The 18,862-nt window shown below is 67.6% G+C and carries 11 protein-coding genes and 1 pseudogene; 9 read left to right on the top strand and 3 right to left on the bottom strand.

What is annotated here, in order from left to right; translation table 11 throughout:
• Positions 1 to 32: 32 nt before the first annotated feature.
• Both AB0L70_RS35615 and AB0L70_RS35610 read right to left on the bottom strand, forming a co-directional pair.
• Complete coding sequence (locus tag AB0L70_RS35615) at positions 33 to 6,125, bottom strand: RHS repeat-associated core domain-containing protein (RefSeq protein WP_363691229.1); 6,093 nt, start codon at positions 6,123 to 6,125, stop codon at positions 33 to 35.
• A 121-nt stretch (positions 6,126 to 6,246) separates the two neighbouring features.
• Positions 6,247 to 9,075 carry a BTAD domain-containing putative transcriptional regulator gene (locus AB0L70_RS35610; RefSeq protein WP_363691244.1) on the bottom strand — a complete coding sequence of 943 codons (2,829 nt, stop codon included), beginning with the start codon at positions 9,073 to 9,075 and terminating at the stop codon, positions 6,247 to 6,249.
• Between the two features lie 377 nt (positions 9,076 to 9,452).
• Between AB0L70_RS35610 and AB0L70_RS35605 the strand changes: the two genes are divergently transcribed.
• From AB0L70_RS35605 to AB0L70_RS35580, 6 genes and pseudogenes are all read left to right on the top strand, one after another.
• Entirely contained in the window at positions 9,453 to 9,920 is a 468-nt protein-coding gene (locus tag AB0L70_RS35605; RefSeq protein WP_363691227.1) for a cupin domain-containing protein, read from the top strand.
• 4 nt (positions 9,921 to 9,924) lie between these two features.
• Positions 9,925 to 11,181, top strand: coding sequence for an MFS transporter (locus tag AB0L70_RS35600; RefSeq protein ID WP_363691226.1), 1,257 nt, complete (start codon positions 9,925 to 9,927; stop codon positions 11,179 to 11,181).
• 71 nt (positions 11,182 to 11,252) lie between these two features.
• Positions 11,253 to 11,579 (top strand): DUF3870 domain-containing protein, encoded by a 327-nt coding sequence (locus AB0L70_RS35595; RefSeq protein WP_363691225.1) that lies wholly within the window; start codon positions 11,253 to 11,255, stop codon positions 11,577 to 11,579.
• Positions 11,576 to 12,448, top strand: coding sequence for an MBL fold metallo-hydrolase (locus tag AB0L70_RS35590; RefSeq protein WP_363691224.1), 873 nt, complete (start codon positions 11,576 to 11,578; stop codon positions 12,446 to 12,448). Before AB0L70_RS35595 ends, AB0L70_RS35590 begins: the two co-directional genes overlap by 4 nt.
• 184 nt (positions 12,449 to 12,632) lie before the next feature.
• Positions 12,633 to 13,604: a zinc-binding dehydrogenase gene (locus AB0L70_RS35585; RefSeq protein WP_363691223.1), complete on the top strand. Its 972-nt coding sequence runs from the start codon at positions 12,633 to 12,635 to the stop codon at positions 13,602 to 13,604.
• A gap of 172 nt (positions 13,605 to 13,776) precedes the next feature.
• A pseudogene (locus AB0L70_RS35580) lies at positions 13,777 to 14,522 on the top strand (class I SAM-dependent methyltransferase).
• 96 nt (positions 14,523 to 14,618) lie between these two features.
• Here AB0L70_RS35580 and AB0L70_RS35575 read toward each other — a convergent pair.
• Complete coding sequence (locus tag AB0L70_RS35575) at positions 14,619 to 15,794, bottom strand: helix-turn-helix domain-containing protein (protein ID WP_363691222.1); 1,176 nt, start codon at positions 15,792 to 15,794, stop codon at positions 14,619 to 14,621.
• A 126-nt stretch (positions 15,795 to 15,920) separates the two neighbouring features.
• Here AB0L70_RS35575 and AB0L70_RS35570 point away from each other — a divergent pair, with 126 nt between their 5' ends.
• The 3 genes from AB0L70_RS35570 to AB0L70_RS35560 all read left to right on the top strand — a co-directional run bounded on the left by AB0L70_RS35570 (position 15,921) and on the right by AB0L70_RS35560 (position 18,841).
• Positions 15,921 to 17,258: an aminotransferase class I/II-fold pyridoxal phosphate-dependent enzyme gene (locus AB0L70_RS35570; RefSeq protein WP_363691221.1), complete on the top strand. Its 1,338-nt coding sequence runs from the start codon at positions 15,921 to 15,923 to the stop codon at positions 17,256 to 17,258.
• An 11-nt stretch (positions 17,259 to 17,269) separates the two neighbouring features.
• Positions 17,270 to 18,181, top strand: a complete 912-nt coding sequence (locus AB0L70_RS35565; RefSeq protein WP_363691220.1) for a TAXI family TRAP transporter solute-binding subunit — start codon at positions 17,270 to 17,272, stop codon at positions 18,179 to 18,181.
• 108 nt (positions 18,182 to 18,289) lie between these two features.
• Positions 18,290 to 18,841 (top strand): AAA family ATPase, encoded by a 552-nt coding sequence (locus AB0L70_RS35560; protein WP_363691243.1) that lies wholly within the window; start codon positions 18,290 to 18,292, stop codon positions 18,839 to 18,841.
• Positions 18,842 to 18,862 lie beyond the last annotated feature (21 nt).

The following is an 18,862-nucleotide window of genomic DNA, read 5'->3' as shown; positions in this document are numbered from 1 at the left end:
TCATCAAGTGCTCGTAGAACAAGGGCATGACGTCACCACCAGCGGTTGGCGAGGCTGATATACGTTCCGGCCGTCGATCCGAGTCCCGCGGCGGCATCCGTCAGCGAGAAGGTGAGATGGACATGCCACGCAGCCATCTCCAGTCGCATCGCATGGACGAGGAAGGCATCCGTCGCCGGATCACCGGTCGCGAGTAGCACCGACCGCTCGGTGGCCGCCGCACCGCGGTATCTGCCTGCTGCCGACAGGACCCGTCCCGAGGCGACAGTGCCCGCGAATGCCGCCGCCTGGACGCCGGACTGGGTGGCGTTGCCCCACTCGTCGTTGGCCACATACACGCCGGCATCGAACGTACTCATCGCCGCACCGGCCCAGGCACAGTACTTGTACGGCGAGCAGAAGCCGAGAACTGTCTCGGCCCCCTTCCACACCGGATGATTGACCAGGCTCTTCAGCTTCTGTGCGAGTGTCTTCGGCGGGGCGATGGAGTAGTGGCTGCCGCAGTAGTCGTGGGCGGTGTCTACGTGGCAGCCGGGGTGCCAGATTTCGTAGCTGGCGTTGCCGTCGGCGCCGCAATAGTTGTGGGCGGAATCGACGTAGCAGCCGGGGTAGTGGCGTTTCGCCGGGTGGTAGGTACGGCGTGCCGGGGCGTGATAGTGGTACCTGCCGTTGTGGTAAGTCTTGGCGCGGGCGGCCTGGGACTTCTCCCAGTTCTTCATGCAGGAGCCCCAGCAGTCGGCCGGCTTGAGGCCGGTCGGATCGCTCAAGGTGACCGGGTTGTCGGCCGCGTACGAGTAGGGGTTGGCATTGCTGGGCTCGGCGTTGTTGTCGAGCGGGTCGGGCGAGACGAACTTGGCGATCGTCGCGTCGTAGTACCGGGCTCCGAGCAGATCGAGGCCGGTCGCCTTGTCCTGCACCTTGCCGAGGAAGCCCCGGTCCGTCGGCAGTTGGCCGGCACCACGAACAGCGCCGTTCGGCAGGTACCGCTGCCGGCTCACCGAACCGTTCGCCGCGATCGCCAGCTGCTCCGAACCCTGCTGGTCAGCGGTCAGCCAGGTCAGGGCCGCCGGAGTCCGCTGGGCAACGGTGGCACCAGCAGAAACGTAGTACCGAGTGGCGCTGACCCCACCCGTACCGGCGGTGAGCTCGGTCCCGTCGAGGAACAGCGTGGTGCTGCCAGGGTCCGTACGCAGCAGGCGTTCTCCTTCGGTGTTGTAGACAAAGCTGCTCGTCCCAGTAGGTGCGACCACCGAGGTGAGCTGATTCTGCGCGTTCCATGTGAGCGTGGACTTCACTCCAGCAACAGTGCGGGTCTGAAGGTTGCCGTCGGCATCGTAGGTGTAGCCATTGGTCCCGACCGAGCTGACCGCATGCGGCCGGACCGAGCCGGTCCCCTGGGTGGGATAGGTGTACGTCGACAGCGCCCCGTTGCTCTTGGCGGTCAGCATGTTGCCGCTGCCGTCGTAGGTGTAGCTGAGGTTGTACGGGTCAGGCCCGCCGGTGTCGGCCGCGTTCGGGCAGGTCGCGGTCGTCGTGTACGCCGACGTGAGTCGGTTGCGGCCGTCGTACCCGAAACACTGTGCCTGGTTGGCGACCCGATCGGCGATCGTCGTGACATTGCCGGTCTTGTCGTAGTTGTAACCGTCGTCCTGCACGACGTTGCTGCTGACAACGGTCTTGATCCCGGACAGCCGGTTCGTGGTCGGCTCGTAGCTGTACTGCCGTTGCACCGTGCTGCCGTACTGACGCGACGCCAACTTCAGCGAGTCGGAGAATCCGGTCGCGGACACGTACGTCGCCGCTCCGACGAGGGTGCTCGGCAGACCCAGCGCGGTGTAGCTCTGGGTCACGGTCTCCTTGGGCAGACCGCCGGCCGCCGGATAGGTGATCGATGTCTGATGGTCCGCGGAGTCGTAGCCGTAGTCGAACTGGTACGTCCCGGCCAGCGAACTCGGGGCCGGCACGTTCACCGAGCGACCGATCGCGCGGTAGCGGCCGTCGTACCCGCTCACAGTCTGGGTATAGGCCTTGCCGTCGGCGCCGTACGACGTGGTCGACGACGCCTGGCCCAGGGCCTTGGTGCCGCCGTCGAGCGGCGTGGTGTCGTAGGTCCACTCGGCCTGCTTGGTGCCGGTGCCGACGCTCCCGAGCCAGCTGGACGTCTTCCGCCCGAGGTCGTCGTAGCCCAGGGACACCTTCTGGTTCTTGGCGTCGGTGACCGAGGCGACCTTGCCGGCCAGGTCGTAGACGGTCGTACTCGTGCCACTGTCAGGGTCGACGGCGGTCAGCTGCTTGCCCCTCCAGTCGTAGCTGTAGGTGCTGACGTTCCCGTTCGGGTCCGTAACGGACGCCAGCTCGTGCGTCGGTGTGTAGGTATAGGTGGTGTCCTGGTGCGCGGAGCCGTCGAGGTAGTTCTGGACCTTGACCGGCTTGTCGCGTACGTCGGTCCAAGTCACGGTCTGCCCACCACTCGGTGGGACCTCGACCGTGTGGTCGCCGTGGTCCGTCGTGGTGGTCCGCCACAGCTCGGCACCGGCCGCCTTGGTGACGGTCGCGGACTCCCCTTCCTGCGCGTCATAGCTGGTCGTGGAGTACTGCGGGATGACGTTCTCGGCCGGGTTCAGCAGCCCGGATCCGGCGGCGGCCGAGTTGTAGAACGGCTGGGACTCGAGCGCGCTCAGCCCGCGGCTGTCGTTCCGGGTGACGGTGACGACCCGGCCGCCCTGCGGTCCAGGTGCCTGGGTCTCGACCGTGCCGCCGAACCCGTCGTTGTACTCGTAACTGCTCAGCCAGACCGCAGCGGCACCGGTGCCGGATTGCAGCTGCTTCGAGGTGACCAACGTCGGCCCGGTGGGTGACGTGATGCCGTCGGCCGGCGTGACGTAGCTGAAGGTGGACGACGGCGTACCGGCGGAGCGGGGTTCGGTCGGGCGCCAGACCGCGGTGAGGCGGCCGAGCGCGTCGTAGTCGGATTCGGTGACCTTCCCGTTGATGTCCTGCACCTTGGTCGGGCTGCCGAACGCCGGGCTGGTGACGGTCACGGCCGACTGATTCAGCGGGTTGGTGACAGTGACGCCGTCGGTCGGATAGCCGGTGGCCGGCGCGTACGTCGTCGAGGTGACCTTGCCCAGCGGGTCCGTCTCGGTCTTCACACGGCCCTGGTCGTCGTAGCTGTGCTTGACCGTGCTCACAGTGGTCGGGTCGACGGACGTACGCACCTCGGTCGCATTGCCGTCCACCGGCTTGTTGACCGTGTCGTCGGTCGAGGCGGCGCCGTCGTACAGCGTCACCTTGCGGGAGATCACCTGGCCGGTGCAGGCGCCTTGATGGGTCTCGACGGTCTCCGGGTAGGAGATCATGTACCGCCAGTCGTCGGTGTTGCGTGCGTACGACGTGGTGGTGCAGGTGTCGTCGGTTGCGACGCCGGTGTCGCCGAGGTCGGACTCGGAGGCGATGAGGCCGTACGTGTCGTAGGTGTGATCGACCTCGGTCACCCGCCAGGTGCCACCGTCCAGCAGGTCGCGGGTGTAGTGCTTCTGCTCGCGCACCTGGTAGGCGTCGTGATTGCCCGGGCCGTTGGCCGTGATGCCGGTATCGGTGTAGAGCCACCGCTCCGAGGACAACTCGGTGAGCGAGTCGTCGTCGTTGCGCCGGAACTGCTGCGCCTGCACCTTCTGTCCGGTCCGGCGCTCGTAGTCGAACCAGGCGTTCCCGTCGTAGTCCGGAATGGTCGTCTTCTTGGTGGTGCCGTCGACCTTGATGTCCTCGTAGAGGCCGCGGTAATACGTCGTCGTCGTGACCGTCCGCTCAGTTTTGGCGCCGTTGCCCTTGGTCACCCGCACCTGGCCGTAGCCGCGCCAGTCACCCCACGACTTCTGGTCGCTCGGGGTGAGCATGTCGTCGTCGTGGTGCCAGGCCGCGTTGCCCAGATACTCGTACGACGTGACCTGGTCGGGCTGGCCGCCGACATGGTCGATGTCGCGGACCTCGACCGCCGAGTACTTGTGGAAGATGCCGAAGCCGGCGGCGGCGTCCTCGGGCTTGAACAGTTGCGGGTAGCACTCGTCGTCGTTGGTGTCCCAGTGCCCGTCCTTCGTTCGGTACCAGGCATCCCACCCCGATGCAGCAGAGCCGCCGGTGAAGCACCCATGACCCTTGCCGTGGTCGTAGGTGACCTTGGTCTCCCCGCCGAACTCGTTGTGGACGCTCACCAGCCGTCGCATCGACAGCGGCTTCACGCCCAGGCTGTCGTTCCAGTCCACACGGTTGTTGAGATTCATACCGTCGAACCTCGTCACCGCCTCGCGGATCGTCCCGCCCTGGTAACCGATGCGACGGACGTAGTCGAGCCACAGCGCCGGCTGGGTCTTGTCGTCGGTGGCCGGGAAGGAGTACTTGAACTGGTACTTCGTCACCGGGTCATAGCCGTTGCCCGCCTTGTTGCGCACGAATGTGCTGACCGAGTCCAGCCAGTCGGTGACGAAGAACGTCGGTGACTTCTTCGAGCAGGTGGACGAGCAGATCTGGTCCGTCGGCACATCCGGGTACGACGACGGCGAGCTCGCGATCGTCGGGCAGTCGGCCGGCGGGGTCTGGTCCGGATCGTCCACAGTGGTGCGCTGCTTGCAGCGGTTGTAGTGAGTGAAGGAGATGTACGCCGGCGGCTCCGCGTCCGGCGTCTCGGTCTTGCCGTACTCGATCTTCGACAGATACCCGCCACGGATGTAGGACAAGATGTTGCCCGACGACTGGCGCTTGTAGCTGTTGGTCTCGGTGGCGTAGTAGAGGACGGTCCAGTTCTCGTTGGGGTCGTGGACGTGGTCCAGGTTCCACCGGTACGTCTGCTTGCAGGAGGCGTTGTCGCTCTGGTGGCAGGGCTCACCAGCGTCGTCGCTGACCACGGGCACGTACCAGTTCGAGTTCGTCTTGGCGTGGGTCGTGCGCTGCTTGTCCTCGCCGTACCCGAAGTAGTACCGGGTGCCGTCCAGGGTCGAGATGATCCAGTACTCGCCGTCGTTGTCGTCGTTCGGTCCGCCGGTGACGTGCTCGATCTTGTACGAGTTGTCGTCCTTCATCCGGTACGAGCCGTCGGAGGCCTTGATCAGCTCGGTGGTGTGGCCGCCGAAGTTGATCATGTATTGAGCGGCTGCCGGGTCGCCGGAGTACGGCGACGACCAGCACAGGTCACCCCAGTCGAGGTGACCGTCCAGCGAGCAGGACTTGTAGACCCGCTGGATGTACGGCTCGCTCAGATCCCAGCCCTGCCCCACCCAGGACGCCTGGTTGTTGCTCTTCGACGAACGGCCGTCGACGGACCCGGAGTTGTAGCTCAGCGACAGGTCCGGGGCGTCGCCGTACGGCGGTGCCGGGGCCTCGAGCGGATACGAGTACGTGAACGCCCCACCCGCTTCACCGGCCATCCACTTCGCCGTGTCGCTCAGGTCGGTAGCGCGGTAGTCGCCGGACTGCCCGGAAGCCATCGGCGTGACGGCGTACACGACCGGAGTGCTCGTGGTGGCGACGGTCGCGGTCAGCGTCTGCGTGCTGGCGTTGTTGCTGGTGATCACCGGTGTGCCGCCGGAGCAGGCGGCGTTGTCAGGGTGGTCCGCACAAACTCCTGGCAGCTCGACCACGCGCAGGCGGTCGGTGTACGAACCGCCGTACGCATTGGCGAAGCGGGAGTAGTTGACCGTCAGCGCCACCGGACCGCTCCGGCCATCGGTACTGCGCAGCTCGAGCGCCATCGCGGTTCCGGATCCGAAGTGCTCGGCCGAGTCGTGGCCCAGGCTGCGGGCCCGGACCTGTGCCGGCGCCGAGGCAGTCATGGATTTCGAGGCGGCCGCGCTCACGCTCACAGGCAATGCGCCGAGTTGGACGGGTTGTCCGTTCGGCACAGCGACCGTCAGGTCGGCAGCCTCCGGCCAGGTGGTCGTGGTGTCGATCGTGGCCGTGCGGTCCGGGTCTGCCTGCTGCGCGACAGCCGGCGCACCGCGGCCCGGGACCGACGTCTCGGTGGCCAGCGGCGCCGACGGGGCTTTCGGTGGACCTGCAGTCGCAGGCAAGGCTGACAACGAGCCTGCGATCACTGCGGCGCTGAGCAGCGGGACAAGGAATCTCGACAGCATCGAACGGTTCTCCTGGCAGACGTCGGGCGGCGCGGGCACGGTTTTCCCGCTCGGGCAGCCTGACGGAGCGCAATTGCCACAACGTTGCCAAGACCGTGCCACGCCGGCACGGACCCCTGGGCTAGCTGTTCAGCCGGAAGATCTCCGGGGTGTCGGGGACGGTTTGCCCCAGCAGCAGCTCGGCCTGCGCGGGACGCAGTACGTCGAGGTCGCGCAGGATCGTGATCGCGTCGTTCCAATGGATGCGGGCGCGGTCCTCGTCGCCGAGAGCGTGGAACGCCTGACCGATCCCCCAGAGCTGCTCGGACTCGTTGTAGCGATCGCCCCAGTCCCGGAACAACGGCAGCGCGGCCTGATGGCAGTCGATCGCGAGCGACGGGAGCCGGGACCGCTGGTAGACCCAGCCGAGGTTCGCCAGCGCGAGGGCCTCGCCGGTGTGGTCACCGATCCGGCGGTAGCCGGCGATGCTGAGCTGGCTGCAGGTGATCGCTTCGTCGTACCGGCCCGTCGCCTGCAGGGCGAGACCGAGATGGTTGAGCGCGGACGCCTCGCCCGGGAGGTGACCGATCCGGCGGTTGATCGCCAGCCCGTCCTGCAGGCACGCGACAGCCTCGCCGAGCCGTCCCAGCTGCCGGTAGGCGATGCCCAGACCGGTCAGGCAGCCGGCCTCCCCGATGTGATTGCCGGTCTGCCGCCAGATCGCGAGCGCCTGCTCTGTGCGCTGTACGGCGTCCTCGAGCCGACCGACCTGTCCGCAGAGTGCGCCCAGATCCTCCAGTACCAAGGCGTAGAGCAGTTGGTCGCCGGCCGCGTCGGCCGCCATTTCGTTGAGCGCAATGCGCTCTCGTGAGTGGCCTCGATTCGCCAGCGGCCGGTACAGCGCGAGTACCAGCCGAACAGCAAGGTCGGGGACGTCGCCTGGAAGCTGGACGGCCCTCCGCACGGTGGCGACCAAGTCGGCCAGGTTGCGTTCGGTCCACTCGATCGCCTGTGTCGCCGTGGTCAACTCGCCCGTCCGACCGTCTGCGGCGGCGACCCGACGTGACTCGCTGGGGTGGATCAGCAGCGTCGCCTGCGTCGCATGGACGAGATAGTCCTGCAGCAGGCGTCGGACCGCCGCGCACTGCTCCTCCTCCGGCTCGTCGGCCAGCGCACGATCGCGGGCGTAGGCGAGCACCAGGTCGTGCATCCGGTAGCTGCCGGGTTGACGCTCGTACACCAGGTACTCGTCCAGCAGAGACTCCAGCTGCGCGTCAGCCTCGGCCACCGGCAGCCCGGAGAGCGCGGCGGCGGTCCGGGCGCTGAGTTGGTGCCCTGGGTTCAGACCGAGCAGCCGGAAGAAGCGCTGACGCTGCGGCGGCAAGGCCTTATAGGACAGGTTGAACGACGCCTCTCCCACAGGTCGATCGGCGTCGACTGCCAACCTGGCCACCAGATCACTCAGCGCCCAGGTCGGGTGGGCACGCAGGCGACGAGCCGCGAGCGCGATGGCCATCGGCAGGTAGCCACACAGGCTCGCGACCCGGGCGGCGTCCTCCTCGTTGCCGACGATCCGCTCGGGTCCCGCGATCCTTGCCAGCAACGCGATCGTCTCGGACCGCGTGAAGACGTCCAGCGGAAACGGCTGTACGCCATCCAGTCCGGACAGGCGACGCCGACTGGTGATCAGCACCAGGGACGATCCGCTCCCGGGCAGGAGCGGCCGCACCTGCTCCTCGGTCGCGGCGTTGTCCAGGAGGACGAGCGCTCGCCGCCCGTCCAGCTGACTGCGGTACAGCGCGGCCCTGGCCTCCAGGTCCTCCGGCATCTCGCAGCCCGGGACCCCGAGCTGTCGCAGGAACGCGCCGAGAACCGCAGCGGGATCGGTCGGGCATCGCTGCGGGTCGAACCCGTGCAGATCCGCCCACAGCTGCACCTCCTCGAACCAGCCGCGGCGGACGAGGTCGTGCGCCGCGCGGATCGCGAACCGGGTCTTGCCGACACCGCCCATCCCCTCGATCGCGCAGACCACAGGCGAATCACCCGGCCCTGTCCCGGCCGGTGCGGCCATCGCCGTCAGCGTGGTCAGCTCGAGGTCGCGGCCGGTGAACTCGGGGATGTCCATCGGCACCTGGTGCGGCGGTCCGAGACTGCTCAACTGCGCGGTCTCCGCCGGCCGCGTACCTGCCAGCTCCGGATCGGCAGTGAGGATCCTGTGCTGCAACTTCTGCAGCTCCGGACCCGGGTCGAGTCCCAGCTCCCCACTGAGCCGGTCGCGTGCCTGCCCGAGTACCTGCAGCGCCTCGGCCTGCCGTCCGGCCCGGTACAGCGCGAGCGCGAGCCGCGCCCAGAGCCCTTCGCGATACGGGTGGTCCCCGATCAGGCGGTACACCTCAGCCACCACCTGTTCATGACGTCCCAGGTCGAGGTCGGCATCGACGGCCAGCTCGAGCGCGATCAGCCGGAGTTCGTCGAGTTCGGTCGCCAGGCGCCGGCGGAGCAGGTCAGAGCTGGCGTCTGCCAGCGCCGGGCCCCGCCACAGGTTCAGAGCCGATCTGAGCTGCGTAGCTCTCGAGCTCGCGTCGATGGTTGCCCGCGCCTTCTGTACGAATGCGCTGAAGCGGTTGGCATCGATCGCCTCCGGGGCTGTCTCGAGCAGGTAGCCCCCGCCACGCGCACCCAGCCGTACGCCGTACTGGTTGCGGCCGGCCGGATCGAGGCAGGCGCGCAATCTCGACACGTGACTACGCAGGCTGGCCCTGGCTGTCTCGGACGGACTGCCGTCCCAGAGCAGATCCATCACCCGCTCCGCGGACACGACCTTGTTGGCCTCCAGCAAGAGCACAGCGAGCAGCGCCCGCTCCCGCCGCCGCCCGAGCTGCAGCCGTTCGTTACCGCGCCAGGCCTCGATCGGCCCCAACAGCCCGAACCGCGCCGAGCCCACCTCCGGCTCCCCCGCCCGCGGAAGCATCCTCACCGTCCGGCCCCCTCTCCATCCAACCCAACAGTCTGCCCCGCCAGGGTGTCGCCCGCCCTGCCTCAAGTACGACCTCCACACGTCCGCCCGTGTGACACCCAGCGATTGGTGCTGCCCGATCGGGCAATAGCACCCGAGGTGAGTCCGCCGGCGTCTTCACCTGGCGTTGGAGGTTTGTCGGGAGGCTTGAGGGCTTGCGGTGGGTGAGGTGTGGGCTTATATTTCCGGCAAATCAACAGATCATGTTGACGGTGTGGCTTCGGCCGGTCGGACTGATCGTCCAGGCACACCACGGGTCACACGATCTCCCTTGAGAGGCGTCGCGATTGCGCCGCCAGTCGGTGCGCTGTGCGCACTGGAGGGAGAATCTCGTGTCGATCCACGCCTCCGCAGACTCGGTCGAAGAGCAGACCGCGGACATGGGTACGACGTCGTTCACGACGAAGGTCGTGTACGGCAACTCGGCGTCGTTGATGATCGCTACCCGACCGGCCGGCTACCACTCGGCGCCCCATTCGCACGACTGCGAGCAGCTCAACTGGCTTCAGCACGGTGAGTTGTGGGTGTTCGTCGAGGACACGGCTCACCACCTGAGGACCGGCGACTTTCTCCGCATCCCGGCCGGCGAGGTGCACTGGTCCTGGAACAAGTCCGACGAGCCGTGCACGCTGATCGAGGTCCACAGCCCGGGGCTGCACGCGGACCCGCTGGTGAAGGCCTTCGCGGTCGGCCTGCATCGCGACGGCGAAGTACCGGACTTCCTCGGTTCGCCGATCAACGAGTTCCTGCCCGAGGGCAGCTCGTTCGACCCCACCGTCGCCGAGCAGCAGGCGGAGTAGTGCCATGGCTGCGCAGACATCATCTGGCCGGGGCGTCACCCGCACTGCGGCGTACGGCGCGGTCGTGCTCGCGGTCCTGTGGCTGACCCTCCTGGTCTCGTACTTCGATCGGGTCGCGATCGCCGCCGCGCTGCCGTTCATGTCACGCGATCTCGGGCTGTCCCCGTCCGTCGTCGGGCTCGTCACCGGCGCGCTGTTCCTGAGCTACACGGCGGTCCAGGTGCCGGCGGGATACCTGTCGGACCGGTTCGGGCAGCGCCGGGTGATCGTCGCCGCGATCGCCTGGTGGACGATCTTCAGCTTCCTGACCGGTGTGGTTGCCGAGAGCCTGATCGCACTCGTCGTCGTCCGGTTCCTCATGGGTGCGGGCGAGGGATTCCACCCGCCACCGCTATGGCGGATGCTGGCCAACTGGTTCAGCCCGGGACGACGGTCGACACCGTTGGCGATCATGCTCACTGCTCTCACACTGGGCCCGGCGCTGGCCCCGGTGGTGGCGTTCCCGATCATCTCGTCGCTGGGCTGGCGGTGGGTGTTCTACCTGACCGTGATCCCCGGCGGCCTGACCGTCGTCCTGGCGGCGCTCGCACTACGCGACTCGCCTGAGCACAAGAACCTGCGCACAGCACCAACAGCCGTCGATCGGGTTGCACAGCAGCGGAACTGGCTCGTTCCGCACATCTGGCTGACCTTCGCGGCGTTCTTCTTCTTCGGATTCGTCCTGTACGGCCTGATGGGCTGGCTGCCCACCTATCTGATCAGGTACCGCGGTCTGAACCTCGCGCACGCCGGTGTGTTCGCCAGCTCGCCGTACCTGGCCGGAACGGCCGGGCTGGTGATCGGCGCGATCCTCTGCCAGCGGTACTGGAACCACATCCGCCGCAGGTTCATCGCCGCGACGTATCTGCTCACCGCGGTCTGCATCCTGCTGACCGTCCTCGCACCCACCGTGAACCTCGCCGGGATCGCGCTGACCGTGTCGGGCTTCTTCCTCTTCTCCGGCCTCGGCCCGTTCTGGTCCGTGCCGATGGACATCGTCCGGCCGCACGAGGTCGGCATGTGGCTCGGATTCATCAACATGGGCACGCAGCTCTCGGGCTTCCTGGGCCCGATCCTGATCGGCTGGATGATCGGGCTCACCGGCTCGTTCACCGTCGCACTGGTCGCGATGATCTGCTCCCTGGTGCTGGCCGCGGGATGTCTCACACTGGCTCGCGCGAACGCGCCGGTGGTCGCCGTCGCCGCCCCCGTCGCGCCATGACCGCCGTACTCACGGCTCCGTGTTCCGTGCCGCCGCCCGCTCCGGCCGCGGCCCGGTGGCACGCTGAGTCGATGGACATCGAGAACCACCTGATCATCGTCGGCTACGCCAAGGTCCCGGCAACGTCCGCCTCGCGGGCGGCCCACGAGTACCTGTCAATCAGCCTGCGGGTCGATCGCCGCACCGGCACGGTCGTACAGGTCGACTCCACCGCCGTGACGGCTCTGGTCCGCGATTGGATCGCCGAGCTCCTGCAGGATCGGGATCTCGGCACAGATCCGGATCCGATCATCGAACAAATTGACACGAGCTACCTGGGCCACGGCTCCGGTCCGATCAAGCAAGCGGTCATCGACGCCTGGCGCCGGTACGCCGCCTATCGCAAGGAGAACGAATGATGAGCAGCGACCGGATCAGCTACGAGATCCGCCGGCTGAACTTCGGGTCGGTCACCATCGACGAGTCGATGCGGCTCCGGGGCATTGCCCCGGGCAACATCATCGACGTGCCTGCCCAGGGATTCCTGATCCTGGGTGGGGCCGCCCCGGTGCTGGTCGACGCCGGCTACCGCGACACCAGCGTCCTGGGGGCCGGTGGCCACGTCGGCCCTGGCCAGGGCTTCGAGGAGCAACTACAGGCTCACGGTGTCGAGCCGGGAGATCTGGGCTGCGTGATCATGACCCACCTGCACCGTGACCACGCGGGTCATCTCGACAAGGTCCCCCTGCAGGTGCCTGTACTGGTGAACCGGAGCGAACTCGGCAGCGCGTGCACCGGCATCCAGGGCCGTGCCTATGCACTTGACGATCTCCACCACCTGCTCGACCGGGTGTACACACCTGGTGCGATCCAGTTCCTCGACCTGGAACAGTCAGGCCCGCAGGAGGTCCTGCCCGGCATTGTCTGCCAGCTCTCCGGCGGCCATACACCAGGCTCGATCGGCATCGTCGTACCCACGATCGACGGCGACGCCTACCTGTGCGGCGACCTCTTCTACGACGTCGAGGGAGCCCTGCACAGCCAGCCGCGCGGCACCTTCGTCGCCGGCGTGCAACCGTCGGCGCTCGTCGCCACCGATCCCGCGCTCAGCAACAACTTCACGACGTCCCTGGCCCAGGAGATCGGCGCCGCGAAACGTGCTCTCGCCTACCGCTTCATCGTCCCCGCCCACGACGACCCCGGAGTGCTCGAAGCCGGCCGGTACATCGGCCGGATCGAGGGCGACACGATCCCAGGTCCAATCACCCCACCACGGCACAGCCGATGAGCCCGGAGCACATGCTCGCCATACGGCAGTCGACTGCCGAGACCGGTCGGATGACGGATACGCGATCACATCGTGAACACGCAGAATCACCGCGATGGGGAAATCGGCATCAGCAGCCCAGCGGCACGATTCCGGCACAGCTGGGCACCGAGCATGATCATGTGTCACCGACGGAAGGCATGCGATGAAAGCATTGGTATTCGACCGGCCGGCGCAAGACGCGGGCGCAACTCGGGTCGCCGACGCGGAAACGCCCGAGCCAGCGCCAGGGCAGGTGGCGATCGACGTCCGAGCGGCCGGAATCAATTTCATCGACGTGATGGCACGACGGGGAGACGCGGGATATGCCACTGGCTGGCCATTCGTCCCCGGCCTGGAGGTGGCCGGAACGGTCCGCGCGTTGGGCGCCGGCGTCAAGGGACCGGAGGTCGGTACGCCGGTCGCAGCGTTCACCGGGTCCGGCGGACTCGCACAGGTCGCCACAGTGCGAGCCGAGCTGGTCGCAGACATACCGGCTGGACTGTCGTTCGAGCAGGCCGCCGCCGCACCCGGCACCCTGACGACATCGGCCTTACTGCTAAGCCATCTGCAGCCAGGCGACTCGCTGCTGGTCCACTCAGCTGCAGGCGGCGTTGGACAAGCCCTGGCCGCACTGGCCCGCCTCAAGGGCGCAAGCCAGATCTTGGGAACCGTTGGCGGGCGGAACCGCGTGCAGTCAGCCGAACGGGCTGGGTACGACGCCGTGTTGGTCCGTGGTGCTGATCTGGTCGCGGCCGTGCTCGAGCGGACCGCGGGACGTGGTGTCGACCTGATCCTGGATCCGCAGGGCACGCAGTGGCTCGCCAGTGATCTGGAACTGGTCGCACCGGGCGGCAGGATCATGTTGTTCGGCAACGCAGGCGGCGCCCCGCTGGCACCTGTTGCCGCGGGCCCCTTGTTCGCGGGGAACGCCTCGATCGGCGGCTTCAGCATCCGCGGCTACGCGGCCAAGGCCCCCGAAATGGTCGCGGCCGCCCTGACCGACGTACTCGCGAAGCTCAGCAAGGGCACGCTGCAACTCGAGCCGACAATTGTCGACGGACTCGACCATGCCGCCGAGGCCCAACAAGCCCTCGCAGACGGCCTCGGCACCGGCAAGTACGTCGTCCGCTTCTGACCGCACACTCCTGGATTCGTGATCGAGCGCGATCATACTTGCGCCGCGCCGGAAGGATCGTCTACAAGCGTGAGTACGCCGACACCCAGCACTGGGAACGGTTTAGTACAGAGGACGCCTTAGCCGATGGTCGTGGTGCTCGGCCTCGTCGCGGCATGACTTGGGCTCTATCGTGGCGAGGGTGGACGAAGCCATCGCCGAGCAGATCGAGTACTACAGGGCGCGCGCCGGAGAGTACGACGAGTGGTGGGTCCGTCGAGGGCGGTATGCGCTGCCACCGGAGCTGGAGCGGCAGTGGTTCCACGACGTAGCCCAGGCGGAGACGGCGTTGCGGGATTTCGCTCCGACAGGACGGGTGCTTGAGCTGGCCTGCGGCACCGGGCTGTGGACCCGCCACCTGGTCGGACACGCCCAGCAAGTCACCGCCGTCGACGCCTCACCGGAGGTGATCGAGTACAACCGCGAACGACTTGCCGGGCACGACTCGACATCGAATACGTCGTGGCCGATCTGTTCAGCTGGCAGCCTCCGGCGGCGGCGTACGACGTGGTGATGTTCACCTACTGGCTTTCGCACGTCCCCGACGATCGACTGGCAGGGTTCTGGTCCGGGGTCCGGTCTGCGCTGAAACCTGGCGGCCGAGTCTTCGTCATCGACAGCACTGCCGGTGGAGTTCCAGCACATGATCAGGCGGCATGGCCCTCGCCCCCGCCGTCCGGCGCGCGCCCGGAGCAGCGCCAACTGGCCGACGGCCGCCAATTCAAGGTGCTCAAGCGGTACTGGGGCGTCGACGAGCTCGAATCCGACCTGCGCTCCCGCGGATGGAGCCCGACGGCGTACACGACCGACAACCAGATGATCCTGATCGCAACCGCAACCGCAACCGCCACCGCCACTGGGCCTGAGCGCCCTGGCTGAATCGCCATGCTGGCCGGGGAGCTGGTCGCCGTGCTGGATGCGTCGGGGCGGTACGGCGACTTCTACGACGCGTTGGACCGAGGAGCTGGCCAGGGTTCAGCTGAGGGTGCGGTTGGACAGGCGGCGGGATTTTAGGGTCAGGTGCAGGTCTAGCCGGGTCAGGCCGTTGTCCAGGTCTACGTCGAGGAGGTCGGCGATGCGTCGCAGGCGGTAGTACAGGCTTGTTCGGTGTAGGTGCAGTCGCGCTGCCGTGCGTTGTGCGTCGCCGGCGAGGTCCAGATAGGTCTCGAGCGTTCGCAGCAGCATGGGAGCCGAGGCGCCGAGGTTGTCGAGGGCGGCCAGTGTCGTGTCGACGGAGGCTGGGATCCGCAGGAGTCGGCGGTAAGGACCCAGGTCCGACCAGGTCAGCGGGTTCGGCAACGCCGGATCGAGCGCGGCCAGCTCGGCCGCCGCCAGCGCCTGGTTGTACGCCGTGCGGACGGCGTCCAGCTCGAAGAGCACTGGCTCACTGATACCGGCAACCGCGTGCGAGGGCATCTCCGCGCTCGCGGCTGCGAAGATCTGGCTCAGCACATCGCCCGCCGACCGGCACCGGACCAGCACGACCGCTTGGCTCGCGCCGACGTACGAGCCGACGTACTCCGGGCGCCGCCCCAGGGCGGAGGGCAATCCGGCAGTGAGCCGCACGAACTCGGTACTGGTCAAGGCCGAGACGCCGGTCCGGTCCGGCGTACTGGAAACCACCACGCAGATCTGGATACGGGCCCCGAGCAACGACGGCACCGCTGCCGCCAGATCGTCGAAGTCGACGGTACTCGCGGACTCGCCGAGCACCCCCCGGATCAGTGCGCTGAGCTGCACCGGAAGCGATGCCGACCGGCGCCGGCCAAGTTCGGGGGCGATGTCGCCGGCGAAGCGGACGACCTCGGCGACCGCGCTGTCCTCCAGCGGCCGGCCGGACGACAGCACCCACAGGTAACCGACGCACCTGCGCTCCTGCCGAACCGGCACACACAAGCGCGCCGCCATCCCCAGCTCCGGATTGGCCAACACCTCGACCGGTCCGGTCGCGTCGGCGATCCCGTGCTGGTTCTGCCAGGCCTGAACCTCTGGGGCGACGTGTCGCGCCAGAATCGCCGAGACCCGGACCGGATCCGTCGAATGGTTCTGCGCACTGTAGGCGATCAGCCGCCCGTCCGGAGCATCGATCGACAGGCTGTGCCCGGTTGCGAGCGCCAGTCGGTCCAGCCGGTCCTGGAGTGTGTCGTCCATGCGTCCCCTCGGCGTACGACGTTCCTACAAGTGTAGGAACGATCCGGGAAATCTTGCGCCATCACTCCGATGCGTCTCCGGCCAAGGCACACCTACCGTGAGTGGCCTGCGAACGGAGGAAGTCACGTGACACATGCGCTGGCCGAGCGGCCGTGGGTACCGGAGCTGACCGAAGAGCTGGTGCGCACCACCGCCGGCGCCGTGGCCGGGCTGCCCGCGGCCGACGTACTGGACCGGCTCAACCGCCTGGTCGGTGAGAATCGCCAGATTCACGACACCGAGGCGATCAACCTCAATCCGGCGACGAACCTGATGAGCCCGAGGGCAGAGGCGATGCTGTCGGCGGGCCTCGGCTCGCGTCCGTCGCTGGGGTACCCGGGCGACAAGTACGAGATGGGTCTGGAGGCGATCGAACAGATCGAGATCATCACGGCCGAGCTCGCCGCCGAGGTCTTCGGCGCACGGTACGCCGAGGTCCGGGTAGGCTCCGGCGCCCTGGCCAACCTGTATGCCTTCATGGCGACCACACGCCCCGGTGACACGATCGTCGCTCCACCGGCCGACCTCGGTGGGCACGTCACGCATCACGCCCAGGGAGCCGCCGGCCGCTACGGGCTCACCACCGTGCCGGCACCGGTGGCCGCGAACGGCTACTCCGTCGACGTCGACGCCCTACGCGCCCTGGCGCACCAAGTGCGCCCGAAGCTGATCACCATCGGCGGCAGCCTCAACCTGTTCCCCCATCCGGTCGGCAAGATCCGGGAGATCGCGGACGAGGTCGGCGCCTGGTTACTCTTCGACGCCGCCCACCTGTGTGGGGTCATCGCCGGTCATGCCTGGCCACAGCCTCTGGCCGAGGGAGCCCACCTGATGACCATGAGCACCTACAAGAGCTTGGGTGGGCCGCCCGGTGGGCTTGTCGTCACCAACGAGCCAGAGCTGGCCGAGACTCTCGACGCCATCGCGTACCCGGGTTTGACCGCCAACTTCGATGCCGGCAAGACCGCTGCCCTGGCCGTCACGCTGCTTGACTGGAAGGTCGCGGGTCTCGCCTACGCACGCACGATGACAGCGACCGCCCAACGACTGGCGACCGAGCTGGCCGCTCTGGACGTGCCGGTCTTCGAAGCACGAGAAGGCGGCACCCGCTCCCATCAGTTCGCGGTCGTGGCCCACCGCTACGGCGGCGGACAGCGAGCCGCCCGCCGACTGCGCGCGGCGAACCTGCTCACCAGTGGAATCGGGCTGCCTCTCGCTCCGGTCGACGACGACCTGAACGGCTTGCGCTTCGGTACGCCGGAGCTCGCGCGCATCGGCATGACGGAGTCCGACATGAGGGAGCTGGCCTCCTTCATCGCTCGCGGACTGAACCCGGCAGACGATCCGACCACCGTTGCAGCCGACGTTACGGCGTGGCGGCGACAGTTCTCCGGAGTGCACTTCACCGTGGATACCCCCTCCTGAAAGGCTTGGACATGACTGACCAGATTTCCGCACTGACCTGGCTCGGCGGGAACCCCGGTGACGGCTGGTACGAGATGACCGAAAGGCTGGTGGACCTGCTCAACGGCCAGGAGTCCTCGGTCAAGCTGACGCTGGCGGCCGGTGGCGGTGAGCAGAACCTCACCAAGATCCAGGATGGCGAGGCCGAGCTCGGCATGAGCATCGACGTCGTGGTCAACGCCGCGGTCAACGGCGGACCGCCCTTCGACGCCCCGATGCCCAGGCTCGCCAGTCTCGGCACGGGCTGGTCGGCGTTGCCGTACAACCTGCTGCGATCGCCTTCCGCCGCCGAGTTCGGGGCCGCGATCACCGGTGGTGGGCTGCGGATCGGCGTACCGCCGAGGGACACGACGGACGAGCTGATGTTCCAGCACGTGGTCGCGTACTACGGAACCACCTACGAAGAGATCGCCACTCGTGGCGGGCAGGTGCTCCTTGCCGACTACGACGCGCTGATCGCCGCGCTCACCACCGGCACGATCGACTACGTCTTCGGTGCGACGACATTGCCCGCACCGAGCATCGCGAGTGCGGCCGACGGACGCCGAAAGGTCGAGCTCGCTCCTCTGCCCGCCGATCTCATCGAGCATCTGGTACGGCGCTATGCCTGCAGTCGGGGGGTGATCCCGGCAGGCACCTACCCCGGTCTGCACGACGCGGACATCGCCACGTGCTTCGCGCAGACCGTCTTCGTCGTCTCCGCCGACGTTCCTGAGACAGCGGCGTACGACCTCACCCGGCTGCTGGTGATGAACACCACCGCCCTTGCCGAGGTGCATCCCAGCCTGGCCGGGTTCAACCCCTTTGCGGCTTGGCGCAACGGCCCAGCGCCCATTCATCCCGGAGCAGCCCGCGCCTATCGGGAACTAGGGTGCATGGACTGAATCAGGCCGGGCCAAGGTCGACTCCTATCGCAGCGTCGACGGCGGGCGGGCGATGGGAAAAGCGGGGGCGGCAGAGTGGGCTCGGCGTCTATCGTTTGGCGCGTGGTGATGCTGAGCTTTACTGATCCGCTGCCGGAACGGCCGCGACGGGTTCTGGTGGCCGGGACGTCGGCGTCGGGGAAGACGACGCTGGCGCGTGCGATCGGTGAGCGGCTGGACCTGCCGCACATCGAGATCGACGCGCTGTTCCACGGACCCGACTGGACGCCGAGGGACACTTTCGTCGCCGAGGTCGAGGAGTTCAGTTCCCGGCCCGGATGGGTCACCGAGTGGCAGTACAGCTCGGTCCGGCCGCTGCTCGCGGAACGTGCCGACCTGATGGTCTGGCTCGACCTGAGCAGGGCCGTGGTGATGCGTCAGGTCGTACGCCGTACCGTCCGTCGCAGCGTCCGGAACCAGCAGTTGTGGAACGGCAACTACGAGCCACCGCTGCGCACCGTCCTCACCGACCCCGACCACATCATCCGGTGGGCCTGGAAGACCCATCACGAGAACGCGGACCGCATCACCGCCCTGCACGAGCAGCGCCCGGACCTCCCCATCGTCCGCCTCCCGAGCCACACCGCCGCCCGCCAGTGGCTGGACAGGTCGTTGCAGTGACGGCACTACGAGCCTGATCGT

This window comes from Kribbella sp. NPDC051952, assembly GCF_040680855.1.
GTDB lineage: Bacteria > Actinomycetota > Actinomycetes > Propionibacteriales > Kribbellaceae > Kribbella.
Note: the sequence above shows the minus strand (reverse complement) of the source record. Positions and strands in the feature narration are given on the sequence as shown.